The sequence below is a fragment of the Streptomyces sp. NPDC001781 genome (assembly GCF_053596035.1).
Genome location: NZ_JBSFFI010000029.1, coordinates 48,748 through 67,519 on the forward strand (window position 1 = coordinate 48,748; position 18,772 = coordinate 67,519).

General features: G+C 73.5%; 18 protein-coding genes and 1 pseudogene. 17 read left to right on the top strand and 2 right to left on the bottom strand.

Going from position 1 to position 18,772, the window contains the following annotated elements:
* Nucleotides 1-26: 26 nt before the first annotated feature.
* Nucleotides 27-749: an MBL fold metallo-hydrolase gene (locus ACWCV3_RS23590; RefSeq protein ID WP_451227516.1), complete on the bottom strand. Its 723-nt coding sequence runs from the start codon at nucleotides 747-749 to the stop codon at nucleotides 27-29.
* Between the two features lie 158 nt (nucleotides 750-907).
* On the opposite strand from ACWCV3_RS23590, the gene hrcA reads away from it, so the two are divergent.
* The 10 genes and pseudogenes from hrcA (at nucleotide 908) to ACWCV3_RS23640 (ending at nucleotide 11,705) form a co-directional block, all read left to right on the top strand.
* Nucleotides 908-1,924 (top strand): heat-inducible transcriptional repressor HrcA, encoded by a 1,017-nt coding sequence (gene hrcA, locus ACWCV3_RS23595; RefSeq protein ID WP_384363933.1) that lies wholly within the window; start codon nucleotides 908-910, stop codon nucleotides 1,922-1,924.
* Nucleotides 1,925-3,064, top strand: coding sequence for a molecular chaperone DnaJ (gene dnaJ, locus ACWCV3_RS23600; protein WP_030814887.1), 1,140 nt, complete (start codon nucleotides 1,925-1,927; stop codon nucleotides 3,062-3,064).
* Nucleotides 3,065-3,141: 77 nt separating this feature from the next.
* Complete coding sequence (locus ACWCV3_RS23605; RefSeq protein WP_451227520.1) at nucleotides 3,142-4,242, top strand: nitronate monooxygenase; 1,101 nt, start codon at nucleotides 3,142-3,144, stop codon at nucleotides 4,240-4,242.
* Entirely contained in the window at nucleotides 4,239-4,985 is a 747-nt protein-coding gene (locus tag ACWCV3_RS23610) for a 16S rRNA (uracil(1498)-N(3))-methyltransferase (RefSeq protein ID WP_451227523.1), read from the top strand. Before ACWCV3_RS23605 ends, ACWCV3_RS23610 begins: the two co-directional genes overlap by 4 nt.
* A gap of 16 nt (nucleotides 4,986-5,001) precedes the next feature.
* Nucleotides 5,002-5,380 (top strand): annotated as a pseudogene (locus ACWCV3_RS23615) (VOC family protein).
* Between the two features lie 78 nt (nucleotides 5,381-5,458).
* A complete protein-coding gene (locus tag ACWCV3_RS23620; RefSeq protein ID WP_451227526.1) occupies nucleotides 5,459-5,992 on the top strand; it encodes a hypothetical protein in 534 nt (177 codons plus the stop codon).
* Nucleotides 5,993-6,126: 134 nt separating this feature from the next.
* The gene (locus ACWCV3_RS23625) at nucleotides 6,127-9,273 is read left to right on the top strand and encodes a S41 family peptidase (protein ID WP_451227529.1); all 3,147 of its coding nucleotides are present in this window, start codon (nucleotides 6,127-6,129) and stop codon (nucleotides 9,271-9,273) included.
* Nucleotides 9,274-9,395: 122 nt separating this feature from the next.
* Nucleotides 9,396-9,749 (top strand): histidine triad nucleotide-binding protein, encoded by a 354-nt coding sequence (locus ACWCV3_RS23630; protein ID WP_451227532.1) that lies wholly within the window; start codon nucleotides 9,396-9,398, stop codon nucleotides 9,747-9,749.
* A gap of 6 nt (nucleotides 9,750-9,755) precedes the next feature.
* Nucleotides 9,756-10,670 (top strand): ribonuclease Z, encoded by a 915-nt coding sequence (locus tag ACWCV3_RS23635; RefSeq protein ID WP_451227535.1) that lies wholly within the window; start codon nucleotides 9,756-9,758, stop codon nucleotides 10,668-10,670.
* Nucleotides 10,671-10,700: 30 nt separating this feature from the next.
* A complete protein-coding gene (locus tag ACWCV3_RS23640; protein WP_451227538.1) occupies nucleotides 10,701-11,705 on the top strand; it encodes an adenosine deaminase in 1,005 nt (334 codons plus the stop codon).
* Here the strand turns inward: ACWCV3_RS23640 and ACWCV3_RS23645 are convergent, their stop codons facing one another.
* The gene (locus ACWCV3_RS23645; protein WP_451227541.1) at nucleotides 11,706-13,010 is read right to left on the bottom strand and encodes an MFS transporter; all 1,305 of its coding nucleotides are present in this window, start codon (nucleotides 13,008-13,010) and stop codon (nucleotides 11,706-11,708) included.
* Between the two features lie 465 nt (nucleotides 13,011-13,475).
* On the opposite strand from ACWCV3_RS23645, the gene ACWCV3_RS23650 reads away from it, so the two are divergent.
* From ACWCV3_RS23650 to ACWCV3_RS23680, 7 genes are all read left to right on the top strand, one after another.
* Nucleotides 13,476-13,721 carry a hypothetical protein gene (locus ACWCV3_RS23650; RefSeq protein WP_451227544.1) on the top strand — a complete coding sequence of 82 codons (246 nt, stop codon included), beginning with the start codon at nucleotides 13,476-13,478 and terminating at the stop codon, nucleotides 13,719-13,721.
* Nucleotides 13,718-14,872, top strand: coding sequence for a carbohydrate kinase family protein (locus ACWCV3_RS23655; RefSeq protein ID WP_451227605.1), 1,155 nt, complete (start codon nucleotides 13,718-13,720; stop codon nucleotides 14,870-14,872). The genes ACWCV3_RS23650 and ACWCV3_RS23655 overlap by 4 nt, the downstream gene beginning before the upstream one ends.
* 196 nt (nucleotides 14,873-15,068) lie before the next feature.
* Entirely contained in the window at nucleotides 15,069-16,121 is a 1,053-nt protein-coding gene (locus tag ACWCV3_RS23660) for a PhoH family protein (RefSeq protein WP_451227547.1), read from the top strand.
* Between the two features lie 12 nt (nucleotides 16,122-16,133).
* Entirely contained in the window at nucleotides 16,134-16,631 is a 498-nt protein-coding gene (gene ybeY / locus ACWCV3_RS23665; RefSeq protein WP_030814839.1) for an rRNA maturation RNase YbeY, read from the top strand.
* A gap of 16 nt (nucleotides 16,632-16,647) precedes the next feature.
* Nucleotides 16,648-17,946, top strand: coding sequence for a hemolysin family protein (locus tag ACWCV3_RS23670; protein ID WP_451227550.1), 1,299 nt, complete (start codon nucleotides 16,648-16,650; stop codon nucleotides 17,944-17,946).
* Entirely contained in the window at nucleotides 17,943-18,314 is a 372-nt protein-coding gene (locus ACWCV3_RS23675) for an MmcQ/YjbR family DNA-binding protein (protein WP_451227553.1), read from the top strand. The genes ACWCV3_RS23670 and ACWCV3_RS23675 overlap by 4 nt, the downstream gene beginning before the upstream one ends.
* A 98-nt stretch (nucleotides 18,315-18,412) precedes the next feature.
* Nucleotides 18,413-18,763 carry a cytidine deaminase gene (locus ACWCV3_RS23680; protein WP_451227556.1) on the top strand — a complete coding sequence of 117 codons (351 nt, stop codon included), beginning with the start codon at nucleotides 18,413-18,415 and terminating at the stop codon, nucleotides 18,761-18,763.
* Nucleotides 18,764-18,772 lie beyond the last annotated feature (9 nt).

Consider the following 18,772-nt stretch of genomic DNA (forward strand, 5'->3'; position numbering starts at 1 on the left):
CGATAGGAGAAGTCCCGGCCAGGTACTCAGGACACGCCGAAACGGGCCGCCAGGGCGTCGCGTTGGCGTCGCACGAAGGCCGCGCCGACCGCCGCTCCGTGACCGGGCACGTACAGCGCGTCCTCGCCGCCCAGGGCCAGCAGCCGGTCCAGAGCGTCCGGCCAGCGGGACGGCACCGCGTCCGGGCCCGCCTGCGGCTCGCCGGACTCCTCCACCAGGTCGCCGCAGAAGACGACCTCGGGGGAGCCGGGTACCAGCACCGCGAGGTCGTGGGCGGTGTGCCCCGGCCCGACGTTGGCCAGCAGCACCTGACGGCCGCCGCCGAGGTCCAGCGTCCACTCGCCGGACACGGCGTGCGCGGGCGCCACCAGGGCGCTTACGGCGGCCTCGGCCTCTTCGGCCGGGACGCCGTGCCCGACCGCGTCCCGGAGCAGCGCCTCCCGCTCGTGGCGGGACACCACGTCCAGCCCCACCGCCCCGTAGACCTCCGCCCCGGCGAAGGCGGGGGCACCCAGGACGTGATCGAAATGGGGGTGGGTCAGCGCGAGATGGGTCACATCCCGCCCGGCCAGCGTCCGTGCCGCCGCGCGCAGCGCGGCCCCCTCGGCGAGGCCCGACCCGGCGTCCACCACCAGTGCCGTGCCCGCGCCCACGACCAGCCCCACCGTGCAGTCCCAGCCCGGCAGCCGGCACCGGCCCACCCCTTCGGCCAGGCGCTCCCATCCGAGGTCTTCCCAAGTCACGGTCATACCAGGACGCTAGCCGGGGACGAGCCGGGTGGACGGCACCGACCTTGCCCGGTGAGTACCCCACGGCCGTACACTGGCCGGGGACGTCTGGCACTCGCACGCGCAGAGTGCCAGGCGGGACACCGCGAGGGCCGTGGGGCGACGTGACGGAGGTGCGCATGCTGAGCGAACGCAGGCTGCAGGTACTGCGCGCCATCGTGCAGGACTACGTCGGCACCGAGGAGCCCGTCGGCTCCAAGGCCCTCACCGAGCGGCACAGTCTCGGCGTCTCCCCGGCCACCGTGCGCAACGACATGGCCGCGCTGGAGGAGGAGGGGTTCATCGCCCAGCCGCACACCAGCGCCGGGCGCATCCCCACCGACAAGGGCTACCGGCTCTTCGTCGACAAGCTCGCCGGCGTGAAGCCGATGACGGCGCCCGAGCGGCGCGCGATCCAGAACTTCCTGGAGGGCGCGGTCGACCTGGACGACGTCGTGGCCCGCACCGTCCGGCTGCTCGCGCAGCTCACCCGGCAGGTCGCCGTGGTGCAGTACCCCTCGCTGACCCGGTCCACCGTGCGGCATGTGGAACTGCTCTCACTCGCGCCCGCCCGCGTGATGCTCGTGCTGATCACCGACACCGGCCGGGTGGAGCAGCGGATGGTCGACTGCCCCGCCCCGTTCGGCGACGCGTCGCTCGCGGACCTGCGCGCGCGGCTCAACAGCAAGGTGGCCGGGCGCCGGTTCAGCGACGTACCGCGACTGGTCGAGGACCTCCCCGATGCCTTCGAGGCGGAGGATCGCGGTACGGTCTCCACAGTGCTCTCCACTCTGCTGGAGACACTGGTCGAGGAGAACGAGGAACGGCTGATGATCGGCGGCACCGCCAATCTCACCCGTTTCGGACATGACTTCCCCCTGGTGATCCGGCCCGTGCTGGAAGCCCTGGAGGAGCAGGTCGTGCTCCTCAAACTCCTCGGCGAAGCCAAAGATCCGGGCGTGACCGTGCGTATCGGGCACGAGAACGCCCACGAGGGACTCAACTCCACGTCCGTCGTGTCGGTCGGCTACGGTTCGGGCGGCGAGGCGGTTGCCAAGCTCGGCGTGGTCGGACCGACCCGCATGGACTATCCGGGAACGATGGGAGCGGTACGCGCAGTGGCACGGTACGTCGGACAGATCCTGGCGGAGTCGTAAGTGGCCACGGATTACTACGCCGTTCTCGGCGTGCGCCGCGACGCGTCGCAGGATGAGATCAAGAAGGCGTTCCGCAGGCTCGCGCGCGAGCTGCATCCGGACGTCAATCCCGATCCGAAGACCCAGGAGCGGTTCAAGGAGATCAACGCCGCCTACGAGGTGCTGTCGGACCCGCAGAAGAAGCAGGTCTACGACCTCGGCGGCGACCCCCTCTCACAGGCCGGCGGCGCCGGTGGCGCGGGCGGATTCGGAGCCGGCGGCTTCGGCAACTTCTCCGACATCATGGACGCGTTCTTCGGAACGGCGTCGCAGCGCGGCCCGCGCTCGCGCACCCGGCGCGGCCAGGACGCGATGATCCGGATCGAGGTCGAGCTGGACGAGGCGGCCTTCGGCACGACCAAGGACATCCAGGTCGACACCGCGGTCGTCTGTAACACGTGCAGCGGCGAGGGCGCCGCCCCCGGCACCTCCGCGCAGACCTGTGACATGTGCCGCGGCCGCGGCGAGGTCTCCCAGGTCACCCGGTCCTTCCTGGGCCAGGTCATGACCTCCCGCCCCTGCCCGCAGTGCCAGGGCTTCGGCACCGTGGTCCCGACCCCGTGCCCCGAGTGCGCGGGCGACGGCCGGGTCCGCTCCCGGCGCACCCTGACCGTGAAGATCCCCGCCGGTGTCGACAACGGCACCCGCATCCAGCTCGCGGGCGAGGGCGAGGTCGGCCCCGGCGGCGGCCCCGCCGGCGACCTCTACGTCGAGATCCACGAGCTGCCGCACTCCACCTTCCAGCGGCGCGGCGACGACCTGCACTGCACGGTCACCATCCCCATGACGGCCGCGGCCCTCGGCACCAAGGTGCCGCTGGAGACGCTGGACGGCATGGAGGAGGTCGACATCCGGCCCGGCACCCAGTCCGGCCAGTCGATCCCGCTGCACAACCGGGGCGTCACGCACCTGCGCGGCGGCGGCCGGGGCGACCTGATCGTGCACGTCGAGGTCACCACCCCGACCAAGCTCGACGCCGAGCAGGAGCGGGTGCTGCGGGAGCTGTCCAAGCTGCGCGGCGAGGAGCGGCCCACGGGGCAGTTCCAGCCCGGGCAGCAGGGCCTGTTCTCCCGGCTGAAGGACGCGTTCAACGGACGCTGACGGCGGGGGGCGCCACGCGCGCCCCCACGCCCGGGCCGGATTCGGACTTGTCCCTGCGGACATGACACCATGCGGGCATGTCCTCCGCACTGGCCGATCTCGTCGTGCATCCGATCGTGCAGGCCCCGATGGCGGGCGGTGTCGCCGTGCCGGAACTGGCCGCCGCCGTCTCCGAGGCCGGAGGGCTGGGCTTCCTCGCCGCCGGCTACAAGACCGCCGACGGCATGTACCGGGAGATCAAAAGGCTGCGCGGGCTGACCAGCCGCCCCTTCGGCGTCAACCTCTTCCTGCCCCAGCCCGCCCTCGCCGAGCCCGGCGCCGTCGAGCTGTACGCGCAGCAACTGGCCGGTGAGGCCGCCTGGTACGAGACCGAGGCAGGCGACCCCGACGGCGGCCGCGACGACGGCTACGACGCCAAGCTCGCCGTCCTGCTGGACGATCCCGTCGCCGCCGTCTCCTTCCACTTCGGCGTGCCCGACCCGGAGGCGCTGACCGCGCTGCGCCGGGCCGGGACCGTCACCCTGGTCACCGCCACCACGGTCGAGGAGGCCCGCGCGGTCGAGCGGGCCGGCGCGGACGCGGTGATCGCGCAGGGCATCGAGGCGGGCGGCCACCAGGGCACCCACCGCGACCTCGCGGAGAACGACGGCACCGGGCTCGGCCTGCTGTCCCTGGTCACCCAGGTCGCGCAGGCCGTCCGGATCCCGGTCGTCGCCGCCGGAGGCGTCATGCTCGGCGCCCAGATCGCCGCCGTCCTCGACGCCGGGGCCACCGCCGCCCAGCTCGGCACCGCCTTCCTCGCCACCCCCGAGTCCGGCGCCCCCGACGTCCACAAGCGGGCGCTGACCGACCCGGTGTTCCCGCGCACCGAGCTGACCCGCGCCTTCTCCGGACGCCCGGCGCGCGCCCTGACCAACCGCTTCCTGCGCGAGCACGGGCCGTACGCCCCGGCCGCCTATCCCGACGTGCACCACCTGACCTCGCCGCTGCGCAAGGCCGCCACCGCCGCCGGGGACGCCCAGGGCATGTCGCTCTGGGCGGGCCAGGGCCACCGGCTGGCCCGGCCGCTGCCCGCCGGCGAGCTCGTCCGCACCCTCGCCGCCGAACTCAACCTCGTACGGGGCGAGTCGGGGCGTCTGTACCGACCAGTCCGAGTCCAGGGAGGGGACGCGCGATGACCGCGCCCGTCTTCGTCGTCGACCACTTCCGCACGGACGGCACCCGGTACGTGCTCGACGGACCCGAGGGACGGCACGCCGTGTCGGTGAAGCGGCTGGAGCCCGGCGAGGAGGTCGTCCTCACCGACGGCGCCGGACGTCACGCGCTCTGCCGGGTCACCGGCACCGAGGGCAGGGACCGGCTGATCGTCGACCTGACTGAGGTGCGCGAGGAGCCCGAGCCCCGGCCGCGCGTCACCGTCGTGCAGGCGCTGCCCAAGGGCGACCGGGGCGAACTCGCCGTCGAGACCATGACCGAGACCGGGGTCGACCGGATCGTGCCCTGGCAGGCGTCGCGCTGCATCACCCAGTGGAAGGGCGAGCGGGGGCTCAAGGCGCTGGGCAAGTGGCGCTCCACCGCCCGCGAGGCCGGCAAGCAGTCGCGCCGGGTCCGCTTCCCCGAGGTCGCGGACACCGCCTCCACCAAGCAGGTCGCCGCGCTGCTCGCGCAGGCCGACTTCGCCGCCGTGCTGCACTCCGACTTCGACCACGAGTCGGTCCCGCTGGCCACCGCCGAACTCCCCGCCGAGGGCGAGATCGTGCTCGTCGTCGGCCCCGAAGGCGGGGTCTCCCGCGACGAGCTGGCCCTCTTCGAGGGGGCCGGCGCCCGCGCCTGCGTCCTCGGCCCGACCGTCCTGCGCACCTCCACGGCCGGCACCGCCGCCACCGCCCTCCTGCTGGGCCGCACCGGACGCTGGTCCTGACGCGGAACCGGCGCGGGTGCGCCTGCTCGTCACGGACTTCGCCGCCCGCTACCGCTTCTACGCCGAAGTCCTCGGCCTGCGGCCCCAGTCGGGCGCGGCCCGGGGCCCGTACGAGAAGTTCAGCCCCCGCGCCGGGTCGGCGGGCATCGCCCTCCAGGACCGCGCCTCGACGGCGGACGTCCTCCCCGAGCTGACCGGTCCCGCCGGCGGCCACCGCTCCCTGGTCGTCCTCCGTGTGGACGACCTCGACGCCTACTGCCGCCGGGATCACGGACCGGGGCGCCGAACTGGTCCACGGCCCGGCGGACTTCACCGACCGCATGCGGGTGGCCCATCTGCGGGACCCGGAGGGGAACCCGGTGGAGTCGCAGGAGTGGCCGCTGATGCGGGGCTGACCGGCCCGCGCCGCACATTCGGGTGACTGGCCGTATGCGGCCTTCCGCAGCGGGTACGGCGGTGGGACGCTGGGGCGCATGGGGGCTTCTTCGCGTGGGATCCGGGTGCTGGCCGCCGGCGGGCTCGCGGCGCTCGCCGTCGGCACGGTGACGGCGTGTCAGCCGGGTGACCTGGGGGCGGCCTCGGTCGCGTACACCACCGACTCGACGGCCACCGACGCGCTGAAGAAGCGCGACGTGGACGTGAGCTGGCTGACCTGTACCGGGCGGCAGGACGGCGGTCCGTCGTCGGCCGGCGGGTCGCCGGGCGAGTCCACCGTGGTCACCGTCGACTGCCGGGGCAGAACCAGGGACGGGCGGGACATCACCGTCACCGGCAAGGTCACCCGCGCGGTGAACGGGGCCTGTGTGCGCGGAAACCTCGTCGCCGAGGTCGGCGGACGCCAGGTCTTCCGGGTGAGCGGACTCGGCGACTGCGACGCCACCCCCGCCTACACCCCGCCCGCCACCTACCGGCCGCCCGGACAGCCCGGGCCCGGGGTGACCGTCACCGTCACCCGCACCCTGTGGTGCGAGAACGACCCCTCGTGCCGGCCCGTCCAGGGCAAGTAGCCGGGCGGGGGGCAGGGGAGTGATCAATTCCGGGTCCCGGTCGGGACGTTCGCGCGTAGGGTGATCGCGTGACTCACGGTGCTGCCACGGAAAACGCCGCCTCGTACCTCCGATTCCCCCATGTGCGGGGCGACTTGGTCACCTTTACCGCCGAGGACGACGTCTGGGTGGCCCCGCTGGACGGCGGCCGGGCCTGGCGGGTCAGCGCCGACGGCGTCCCCGTGAACCACCCCCGCATCTCGCCCGACGGCACCACCCTCGCCTGGACCTCCCACCGCGACGGCGCCCCCGAGGTGCACACCGCCCCCGTCGACGGCGGACCCTCCCGGCGCCTCACCCACTGGGGCAACGCCCGCACCCAGGTGCGCGGCTGGACCCCCGACGGCGAGGTACTGGCGGTCAGCGCCGCCGGACGCCACAGCAGCCGCCACAGCTGGGCCCGTGCCGTCCCGCTCGACGGCGGCCCGGCCGCCACCCTCCCGTACGGTCCCGTCGGCGCCGTCGCCCACGGCCCGCACACCGTGCTGCTGTCCGCCACCATGAACCGGGACGCCTCCGCGTGGAAGCGCTACCGGGGCGGCACCGCGGGCAAGCTGTGGATCGACCGGGACGGCGGCGGCGAGTTCGTCCGGCTGCACGAGGACCTGGACGGCAACCTCGAGTACCCCTCCTGGGTCGGCGACCGCATCGCCTTCCTCTCCGACCACGAGGGCACCGGCGCGCTGTACTCCTCCCTCGCCGACGGCTCCGACCTGCGCCGTCACACCCCGCTCGGCGGGTTCTACGCCCGGCACGCGGCGAGCGACGGCACGCGTGTCGTCTACGTCGCCGCCGGGCGGCTCTGGGTGCTGGACGACCTCGACGGCGCCGAACCGCGCCGCCCCGGCATCCGGCTCGGCGGCCCCCGCACCGACCTCCAGCCCTTCGTCCTGGACGCCGCCCGCTGGCTGGACTCCGCCACCCCCGACCACACCGGCCGCGGCAGCGCGGTCGCCGTGCGCGGCACCGTCCACTGGGTCACCCACCGCGCCGGCCCGGCCCGCGCCCTCGCGGCGGAGCCCGGCGTGCGCGCCCGGCTGCCGCGCGCCTTCCGCGCGGGCGGCGAGGAGTGGGTGGTGTGGGTGACCGACGCCGAGGGCGACGACGCGCTGGAGTTCGCCCCCGCCACCGGCCTCGCGCCCGGCACCGCCCCGCGCAGGCTCGCCGCCGGCCGTCTCGGCCGCGTCCTCGAACTCGCCATGTCCCCGGACGGCACCCGTGCCGCCGTCGCCTCCCACGACGGCAGGCTGCTGCTGGTCGAGCGGGAGACCGGTGAGATCCGCGAGGTCGACCGCAGCGAGCACGGAGACCCGCACGGCCTGGCCTTCTCACCCGACTCCGGCTGGCTCGCCTGGGCCCATCCCGGCCCGCGCCCGCTCTCCCAGATCCGGCTCGCCGCCACCACCGACCTCACGGTCACCGAGGCCACCCCGCTGCGCTTCGCCGACTACGAGCCGGTCTTCACCCTCGACGGCCGCCACCTCGCCTTCCTCTCCAACCGTGCCTTCGACCCCGTCTTCGACACCCACGTCTTCGACCTGGCCTTCGTGGAGGGCGCCCGCCCGCACCTCATCACCCTCGCGGCGACGACACCGTCCCCCTTCGGCCCGCAGCGCCACGGCCGCCCCTCCGGCACCCCCGACCGGGACGAGACCCCCGGCGCGGAGGGCACCCCGACGACCCGTGTCGACCTGGACGGGCTCGCCGACCGGATCGTGCCCTTCCCCGTCGAGGCCGCCCGGTACGGCAGCCTGCGGGCCGCCAGGGACGGCGTGCTCTGGCTGCGCCACCCGGTACGCGGCGTCCTCGGCGCGTCCCGCGCCACGCCGGACGCCCCCGACCCCAAGACCGAGCTGGAGCGCTACGACCTCGTCCAGCACCGGCTGGAACACCTGGCCGCCGACGCCGACGAGTTCGAGGTCAGCGGTGACGGCCGCCGCGTGCTGCTGTGGAGCGACGGCAGGCTCCGCGTCGTCCCCGCCGACCGCCGCGCCCCCGACGACGAGGACGGCGACGCCCGTGTCACCGTCGACCTCGGCCGCGTCCGGCACACCGTCGACCCCGTCGCCGAATGGCGGCAGATGTACGACGAGACGGGCCGGCTCATGCGGGACAACTTCTGGCGCCCCGACATGGGGGGCGTCGACTGGGACGGCGTCCTGGACCGCTACCGTCCCGTCCTCGAACGCGTCGCCACCCACGACGACCTGGTGGACCTCCTGTGGGAGGTGCACGGCGAACTCGGTGCCTCCCACGCCTACGTGATGCCGCGGGGGAGCTGGGGCGAAGGCGCCCGCCAGGGACTGCTCGGCGCCGACATCTCCCGCCACGAGGACGGAAGCTGGCGCGTCGACCGGGTCCTGCCCTCGGAGACCTCCGACCCCGAGGCCCGCTCCCCGCTCGCCGCGCCCGGCGTCGCCGCACGCCCCGGCGACGCCCTCCTCGCCATCGGCGGACACCCCGTGGACCCGGTCACCGGCCCCGGCCCGCTGCTGCTCGGCACGGCCGGGAAGCCCGTCGAGCTGACCATCGGCCCGGCCGGCGGCGGCGAACCCCGGCACGCGGTCGTCGTCCCGCTCGCCGACGAGGAACCGCTGCGCTACCACGCCTGGGTCGCGGCCCGCCGCGCCCACGTCCACGAACGCTCCGGCGGCCGCCTCGGCTATCTGCACGTCCCCGACATGCAGGCCCCCGGCTGGGCCCAGATCCACCGCGATCTCCGTGTCGAGGTCACCCGCGAGGGTCTGGTCGTCGACGTCCGCGAGAACCGGGGCGGCAACACCTCCCAGCTCGTCGTCGAGAAGCTGGCCCGCCGCATCGTCGGCTGGGACCTCCCCCGGGGCATGCGCGCCGAGAGCTACCCCCAGGACGCCCCCCGGGGTCCGGTGGTGGCCGTGGCCGACGAGTTCTCCGGCTCCGACGGGGACATCGTCAACGCCGCGATCCGTGCCCTGGGCATCGGCCCGGTCGTCGGCACCCGCACCTGGGGCGGGGTGATCGGCATCGACAGCCGCTACACCCTCGTGGACGGCACGATCGTCACCCAGCCCAAGTACGCCTTCTGGCTCGAGGGCGCGGGCTGGGACGTGGAGAACCACGGGGTGGACCCCGACGTGGAGATCCTGATGCGCCCCCAGGACTGGGCGGCGGGGAAGGACCCCCAGCTGGACGAGGCGACGAGGCTGGCCCTGGAGGCACTGGAGCGGGAGCCCGCGAGGACCCCGCCCGGCCTGCCGACCTGAGAGGTGCGGGGCTCACCCGGTCCGCGGCTCGGCCGAGGGGGCGCGGGTGGCCACGACGCACCCGCACAAGAACAACTAGGATGCCGGAGCCAACCCCGGACGGCGAAAGGGAGCGCACCGAAATGGCGGGCGAACCTCAAGAGGACTGCCTCTTCTGCAACATCATCGCGGGCAGGATCCCCGCGGACGTGGTCCGGGAAACCGACACCACCCTCGCCTTCAGGGACATCAACCCCCAGGCCCCCACGCACATTCTGGTGATCCCCAAGGCCCACTACGGGAACGCCGCGGAACTCGCCGCCGAAGCACCGCAGCTGGCCGCCGACGTCCTCGCCGAGACCCGTGGAGTCGCCGAAGGCGAGTCCCTGGAGAGCTACCGCACCGTCTTCAACACCGGCAGCGGCGCCGGGCAGACCGTCTTTCACGCCCACGCGCACGTCCTCGGCGGTCGCGGCCTGAACTGGCCCCCCGGATAACCCTCCATGTCCGTACGCGAGTTGGTCGTCCTCGGCACCGCCAGCCAGGTCCCGACCCGGCACCGCAACCACAACGGCTACCTGCTGCGCTGGGACGGCGAGGGCATCCTCTTCGATCCCGGCGAGGGAACCCAGCGGCAGATGCTGCGCGCCGGGGTCGCCGCGCACGACGTGAACCGGATCTGCGTCACCCACTTCCACGGCGACCACAGCCTGGGCCTGGCCGGCGTGATCCAGCGCATCAACCTGGACCGCGTGCCGCACGAGGTCACCGCGCACTACCCCCGTTCCGGCCGGCGCTTCTTCGACCGCCTCCGGTACGCCACCGCCTACCGGGAGACGGTCGACCTCACCGAGGCACCGGTCGACACCGACGGCCCCCTCGCCACCACCCCCTCGTACACGCTGGAGGCGTACGGCCTCTCCCACCCGGTGGAGTCCTACGGCTACCGGCTGGTCGAGCCCGACCGGCTCCGTATGCTGCCCGGCCGGCTCGCCGCGCACGGCATCCGCGGCCCCGACGTCGGCCGCATCCAGCGGGAGGGTTCGCTCGGCGGGGTCGCGCTGGAGGAGGTCAGCGAGACGCGGCGCGGGCAGCGGTTCGCCTTCGTCATGGACACCCGGCTCTGCCCCGGTGTGCACGCCCTCGCCGACGGCTGCGACCTGCTGGTCATCGAGTCCACCTTCCTGGACGAGGACGTGCGTCTCGCCGAGGAGCACGGCCACCTGACGGCCGGGCAGGCCGGGACCGTGGCCCGGGACGCCGGGGTGCGGCACCTCGTCCTCACCCACTTCAGCCAGCGCTACTCCGGTCCCTCGGCCCCCGCCGAGTTCGAGCGGCAGGCCCGCGCGGCCGGCTTCGAGGGCGAGCTGACCGTGGCCCGCGACCTGGACCGGGTGCCGCTGCCCAAGCGCGGCTGAGCGTCCGCCAGGCGGGCGTACGATATCCCGATGCCTCTCCCCAAAGCTGAGCTGCACCTGCACATCGAAGGCACACTGGAGCCGGAGCTTGCGTTCCGTCTGGCGGAGCGCAATGGTGTCGAGCTTTCCCATGCCGACACCGAGGCCCTGCGTCACGCCTACCGGTTCGAGGACCTCCAGTCCTTCCTGAACCTGTACTACGAGCTGATGGCCGTCCTGCGCACCGAGCGGGACTTCGAGGAGCTGGCCGACGCCTACCTGGCCCGCGCCGCCGCGCAGGGTGTGCGGCACGCGGAGATCTTCTTCGACCCGCAGGCCCACCTCGCGCGCGGGGTGGAGATGGGGACCGTGGTCGAGGGGCTGTGGCGGGCGCTGGGCCGCAGCGAGGAATCCCACGGCGTCTCCACGAGGCTGATCATGTGCTTCCTGCGCGACGAGTCCGCCGGGTCGGCGCTCGCCACGCTGGACGCGGCGAGGCCGTACCTGGACCGGATCACCGGCGTCGGCCTGGACTCCGCCGAGGTGGGCAACCCGCCGGAGAAGTTCCGCGAGGTCTACGAAGCCGCCGCCGCGCTCGGCCTGCGACGCGTGGCGCACGCCGGTGAGGAGGGGCCGCCGGAGTACGTCGTCCAGGCCCTCGACCTGCTCGGGGTGGAGCGGATCGACCACGGGCTGCGCTCCGTGGAGGACCCGGCGCTGGTCGAGCGGCTGGTCCGGGACCGCGTCCCGCTGACCCTGTGCCCGCTGTCCAACGTCCGCCTGCGCACCGTCGACACGCTGGCCGACCACCCGCTCCCGGCGATGCTGGAGGCCGGGCTGATGTGCACGGTGAACTCCGACGACCCGGCCTACTTCGGCGGTTACGCGGGCGACAACTTCACCGCCGTCCAGCAGGCCCTCGGCCTCGGCGAGGACCGGCTGCGCGAGCTGGCCCGCAACTCCTTCCTCGCCTCCTTCCTGGAGGACGACGAACCCCGCCGGGCGCGGTACCTGGCGGAGGTCGACGCGTACGAATTCCCCGGAGCCCAGGCGTAGTCACGCGGAGACGGGCGCGGCCGGGGTGTCGGTGAGCGGGATGTGCACGGCCGGGATGCCCTTGGCGGCAAGGTCCCGGACGGTGACACCCCCGACCGTGACCGGCGTGACGCCGGCGACCGGGTCCGCGACGGCCGGCACCGTCGCCCGGCGCAGGGAGATCTCCACCACCCGCGGACGGCGGGGAGCCGTGCGCAGGGCGACCGCGGTCATCGGGACCGCCGCCAGCAGCAGCACCGCCGCCAGGACCTCGCCCATCGCCGGGAAGCCGGCGCGTGCGGACAGCAGGCTGCCGGTCAGCGGACCGGCCGCCGTGCCCAGCGACGCGGCGGAGCCGACCAGGACCGCCCAGCGGCCGCGGGCGTCGAGTGCGGCGGCCAGGCTGATCACGTAGGAGAGCACCACCGGGTAGCAGAGGTTCCACGCGATCTCGCCCAGCGCGAAGGACGGCAGGTCGGTGGCCGAGGCGCTGAGCGCGATGCAGCCCGCGATCAGCGCCGTGCCCATCCCGATCGGCAGGGCGCGGCCCAGCCGGGGGCCGAGGGCGCCCGCGCCGACCACGCCCAGCAGACCGGCGCCGAGCGCTATGGCGAACACCCCTCCGACCGTGATCTCGGTGAGGTGCGCCTGCCCGAGCCCGATGCGCCCGCTGACGCCCCACAGCGCGTTCTGCGCCAGCGACCAGCAGGGCATCGTCGCGGCCAGCAGCAGCCCGGCCCGGCGGTGGGGGAGCGGCCGGCGTATGCCCTCGGAGCCGGCCGCCGAGGCGCTACGGACGGGCAGGCGGCCGGTGAACGGCCACACCGCGAGCGCGGTCAGCGCGACCGCGCCGAGCGGCAGCCCGTGGCCCGTACCCAGGCGAGGGATCGTCAGATAGAGCGCGCCCGCCAGGGCCGAGACCGCGAGGAGCCCGGACGTCGTGACCCGGTGCGGGTCACGTCCGGCGGCGATGCCGCTCGCGGCGACCGCCGTCATCGTGCCGGAGCCGAACCCGCCGACGACCGCGCCCAGCACCACGGCGGGGACGGAGCCGGTGAGGGCGGCCGAGCCGTAGCCGAGGGCGGCCAGGGCGATCCCCAGCCGGGCGAGCGCGCGGACACCGAAGCGGTCCACGCGAGCGGCCAGCGTGAACCCGGCCGAGGCCGAACTCAGCAGCAGCGCGCTGCCGATGGCGCCGGCCTGGGTGGCGGACAGCGGCAGCGCGCTGTCGAGACGGCCGACCGTGGTCGGCAGCAGGTAAGAGGCGAGATACCCGGCCGTGAAAAGGGCGACGAGGGGCCAGGGCATGGAGCGGGGGGCGAGCACGGGCGTTCCCAGGGCAGGCGTGAGCGACAGCTCGACGGGGGAGTGAAAGAAGGGGGGAAGAGCGACGGCCGTCGGTTCGACGGGAGCGCGCGAGCAAGTTGTATCAAGCACGCGGTTTCGAGAAGAAGCTCGGCCGATGTGATTCAGACCACTATCACGTTTGGTTCGCACCGTGGCGGGTAGACACGACCGATTTCGCTCCCGAACCTCCTGACGGTGATCGCACGGAAATCCGGGATGCGCTATGGTTGTTCACGTCGCGGTCGCCGTAACTCCCGGTGCCGGACAGTGCGTTGGTGGTCCAAGGAAAGACGCCCCGCTTCCTGCGGGGAAATGCAGGTGCAAGGCCTGCCCGGCGCTCCGAACAGAGCCCCGTCCCGCTCCCGAGCGGGGTGGGGCTCTTCGCTGTGCGCCCCCGTTCCGCGCCCGCCTGCTTCCGCTCGCCCCCCGCCGCTCCCTCCGTCCGTGCGAACTCCGTCCGGACGCCGCGCCATTGACGCCCTCCCTCTGCCCCGCCCCGGCACCGGGGAGTTCCTCTCCCCGGACGAGGGCGACTGGCGCCAGGTCGTCCGCGTCACCGTCGAGGAGCCGGCCGGGGCGGACGCACCGCTGGTGCCGCCGCCGCGCCTCGTCCCCGACCGGCCCTCGGCCAACGGCCGGTCGGTGGTGCACACTGGCCAGATCCGCACCACGTCAGGGAGCCCGCACTGATGCCGTCCCACGCGACCGCCGGAGAGGAAACCGGAGGCGACCCGGAGCACCTCACCCGGACAGCGCGCCACCAGGCCCAGGTCGACCCGCTGGCCGCCCTGCGCGCCCCCGGCGATCCGCCCTGGGACGTCTACCTCACCGGCACCGTCTTCCTCGACATCGTCTTCACCGGGCTCGACACCGCCCCCGTGCGCGGTACCGAGTCATGGGCGCGCGGGATGGGCTCCAGCCCCGGCGGCGTCGCCAACATGGCCGCCGCCCTGGCCCGCCTCGGCCTGCGCACCTCACTGGCGGCGGCCTTCGGGGACGACCACTACGGGGAGTACTGCTGGGACGCGCTCGCACGGGGCGAGGGCATCGACCTCACCCCCTCGCGCACGGTGCCCGGCTGGCACTCGCCGGTGACCGTCTCCATGGCGTACGAGGGGGAGCGCACGATGATCTCCCACGGCCACGAGCCGCCCCCGGAGGAGCCCGCGCCCGACTGCCCGCCGCCCGCGCGGGCCGCCGTCGCCTCGCTCACACCGGGGCGCCGGGCGCCCTGGATCGCCCAGGCCGCCCGCCAGGGCACCCGGATCTTCGCCGACGTCGGCTGGGACGACACCGGCGCCTGGGACCTGGCCGGGCTGGCCGACCTGGAGCACTGCGAGGCGTTCCTGCCCAACGCGGAGGAGGCGATGCGCTACACCGGCTCCACCTGCCCCAAGGCGGCAGCGCACGCCCTCACCGAGCACGTACCCCTCGCGGTCGTCACCCTCGGCGCCGAGGGGGCCTACGCGGTGGACCGGCGCACCGGCGAGACCGCCGAGGTGCCCGCCATCGCGGTGGAGGCCCTCGACCCCACCGGCGCCGGCGACGTCTTCGTGGCCGGCTTCGTCACCGGCACCCTCGCCGGCTGGCCGCTCGCCGACCGCCTCGCCCTCGCCGGCCTCACCGCCGCACTCTCCGTCCAGGAGTTCGGCGGCTCCCTGTCCGCCCCCGGCTGGTCGGAGATCGGCGCCTGGTGGCGCCGGGTCCAGTCCCTCGACACCCAGAACCCCGCTGCCCTGCGCCGCTACGCCTTCCTCGACCCCCTGATCCCCGCCCACCTGGACCGCCCCTGGCCCCTGCGCCGAGCGGTCCCGACCATCGGATTCGGCCGCAACGCGTAGGCGCGGGCGCGGGCACCGGCGCCTGCCGGTTCGGGCCGGTCACCTCCTGTGCCCGCCGGGGCGCCGCGGGCACACCCACCCCTGTGGGTGAAAACCACTGCGGGGTTGACGGCGGAGCGGCGTACGCTGGAGAGGCCGAGGCCGCCGACGGGGGTGGCCGGGATGAGGAGGAATCGCAGGCCATCAGAGCCGGCCCATGACTCAGACACCGACAGCTCACACCTCCGCGCAGGACCGGGCGAGAGCACGGATCAGCGTCCCCGCACAGCACCCGATGGTGACCGTGCTGGGCTCCGGCGACTCCCTCCTGCGCGTGATCGAGAAGGCCTTCCCGGCAGCCGACATCCACGTCCGGGGCAACGAGATCAGCGCGGTCGGCGACCCGGCGGAAGTCGCCCTGATCCAGCGTGTGTTCGACGAGATGATGCTGGTGCTCCGCACCGGGCAGCCGATGACGGAGGATGCGGTGGAACGCTCGATCGCGATGCTCAAGGCGAGCGACAACGGCACGAGCGACGGCCCCGAGACCCCGGCCGAGGTGCTGACGCAGAACATCCTGTCCTCGCGCGGCCGCACGATCCGTCCCAAGACCCTGAACCAGAAGCGCTACGTCGACGCCATCGACAAGCACACCATCGTCTTCGGCATCGGCCCCGCCGGTACCGGCAAGACCTACCTCGCCATGGCCAAGGCGGTACAGGCGCTCCAGTCCAAGCAGGTCAACCGCATCATCCTGACCCGCCCGGCGGTCGAGGCCGGCGAACGCCTCGGCTTCCTCCCCGGCACCCTGTACGAGAAGATCGACCCGTACCTGCGCCCGCTCTACGACGCGCTGCACGACATGCTCGACCCCGACTCGATCCCGCGCCTGATGGCGGCGGGCACCATCGAGGTCGCCCCGCTCGCGTACATGCGCGGCCGGACCCTGAACGACGCCTTCATCATCCTGGACGAGGCCCAGAACACCAGCCCCGAGCAGATGAAGATGTTCCTCACCCGCCTCGGCTTCGACTCGAAGATCGTCATCACCGGTGACGTCACCCAGGTCGACCTCCCGGGCGGCACCAAGAGCGGCCTGCGTCAGGTGCAGGACATCCTGGAGGGCGTCGAGGACGTCCACTTCTCCCGCCTCTCCTCCCAGGACGTCGTCCGGCACAAGCTGGTGGGCCGTATCGTCGACGCGTACGAGAAGTACGACAGCCACGAGGGCACGGGCAGGACCGGCGCCAAGGGCTCCAAGGGGAAGTAGACCAGCACGACCATGTCGATCGACGTCAACAACGAATCCGGCACCGAGGTGGACGAGCAGGCGGTGCTGGACATCGCCCGGTACGCGCTCGCCCGGATGCGCATCCACCCGCTCTCCGAACTGTCGGTGATCGTCGTGGACGCCGACGCCATGGAGCAGCTCCACATCCAGTGGATGGACCTGCCGGGACCGACGGACGTCATGTCGTTCCCGATGGACGAGCTGCGTCCGCCGGGCAAGGACGACGAGGAGCCCCCGCAGGGTCTGCTCGGCGACATCGTCCTGTGCCCGGAGGTCGCGGCCCAGCAGGGCAAGGACGCGCCCACCCAGCACTCCATGGACGAGGAGCTCCAGCTCCTCACCGTGCACGGTGTCCTGCACCTCCTCGGCTACGACCACGAGGAGCCCGACGAGAAGGCCGAGATGTTCGGCCTCCAGGCCGCCATCGTCGACGGCTGGCGGGCCGAGCGCGGCCTGACCGGGCCGTCCCCGGCCCCGACCGTCTCGTAGGGCGGCCGGTTCCCGAATGAGTCCGCAGATCGTGATCGGCGCGGTCGCGCTGATCGTCGTGGCCTGGCTCGCCGCCTGCGCCGAGGCGGGCATCGCCCGCGTCTCCAGCTTCCGCGCCGAGGAGGCCGTCAAGTCCGGCCGCCGGGGCAGCGCCAGGCTGGCGCAGGTCGCCGCCGACCCCACCCGCTACCTCAACGTGGCCCTGCTGGTCCGCGTGGCCTGCGAGATGGCCGCCGCCGCCCTCGTCACCTACGCCTGCCTGCGAGCCTTCGACGCGACCTGGCAGGCCCTCCTCGTCGCCATCGCGGTGATGGTGCTGGTCTCGTACGTCGCCGTCGGCGTCTCGCCCCGCACCATCGGCCGCCAGCACCCGCTGAGCACGGCCACCGCCGCCGCCTACGTACTGCTGCCGCTGGCCCGCGTCATGGGCCCGGTGCCCTCGCTGCTGATCCTCATCGGCAACGCGCTCACCCCCGGCAAGGGCTTCCGGCGCGGCCCCTTCGCCTCCGAGGCGGAGCTGCGCGCCATGGTCGACCTCGCCGAGCAGGAGTCGCTGATCGCCGACGAGGAGCGCCGCATGGTGCACTCCGTCTTCGAACTGGGCGACACCCTGGTCCGCGAGGTGATGGTGCCGCGCACCGACCTCGTCGTCATCGAGCGGTACAAGACCATCCGCCAGGCCCTCACCCTCGCCCTGCGCTCCGGGTTCTCCCGCATCCCGGTCACCGGGGAGAGCGAGGACGACATCGTCGGCGTCGTGTATCTGAAGGACCTGGTCCGCAAGACGCACATCAACCGCGACGCCGAGAACGACCTGGTCTCCACCGCGATGCGCCCCGCCGTCTTCGTCCCCGACACCAAGAACGCGGGCGACCTGCTGCGCGAGATGCAGAAGGAACGCAACCACGTCGCCGTCGTCATCGACGAGTACGGCGGCACGGCCGGGATCGTCACCATCGAGGACATCCTGGAGGAGATCGTCGGCGAGATCACCGACGAGTACGACCGTGAACTCCCGCCCGTGGAGGACCTCGGCGAGGGCCGCCACCGGGTCACCGCCCGCCTGGACATCACCGACCTCGGCGAGTTGTACGGGCTGGAGGAGTACGACGACGAGGACGTGGAAACCGTGGGCGGACTGCTCGCGAAGGCGCTGGGCCGCGTGCCCATCGCCGGCGCGAGCGCCGAGGTCGAACTGCCCGACGAGCGACGGCTGAAGCTGACCGCCGAGGCCGCCGCCGGCCGCCGGAACAAGATCGTGACGGTACTGGTCGAGCCCGCCGGGGACCCGGCGCGGGAGGAGAGCACGGAATGAGGCCCCAGGAGCTGCGCGCCCTCTGCCTGTCCTTCAACGCGGTGGAGGAGGAGTTCCCCTTCAACCCGGACACCTCGGTCTTCAAGGTGCTGGGCAAGATGTTCGCCCTGTCGGCACTGGACGCGCGGCCCCTGACGGTCAACCTCAAATGCGACCCGGAGGACGCCCAGCGGCTCCGGGCCGACCACGAGGGCCTGATCGTGCCGGGCTACCACATGAACAAGCGGCACTGGAACACCGTCACCGTGGACTCCGGCTCCGACTCGGGCCTGCCCGACGCCCTGGTCGAGGAACTGGTCGAGGACTCCTACGACCTCGTCGTCGCGGGCCTGCCGAGGGCCGAGCGGCTGAAGCTCGACCGCCCCTGAAATCCCCTTCGGGTGCGCGGTGACCCCGTGTCAGCGGACACCGCGGCGAAGCCGGAGCGGCCGGCGGACAGGGACGCCGGGGTTCGTATGCTCGGGGCATGAGCGAGAACGAGCTTGATCCTGAGGACCGGAAGATCGTGACCCTGGCCCGGTCGGTGCGGGCGCGGAACGGGGTGCCGGAGGGGGCCGCCGTGCGGGACTCCACCGGGCGGACCTACGCGGCCGGGACGGTGTCCCTCCCCTCGCTCCCGCTGAGCGCGCTGCGTACGGCTGTCGCCATGGCGGTGGCCTCGGGAGCGGAGTCCCTGGAGGCGGCGGCCGTGGTCAGCGAGGCGGAGGGCCTCCCGGCGGAGGACCTGGCCGCGGTCGCCGACCTCGGGGGTGCGGGCACGCCCGTGCTGCTCGCCGGGGCCGACGGCGTGGTCAGGTCGACCGCCACGACCGGCTGAAGCGGGCGT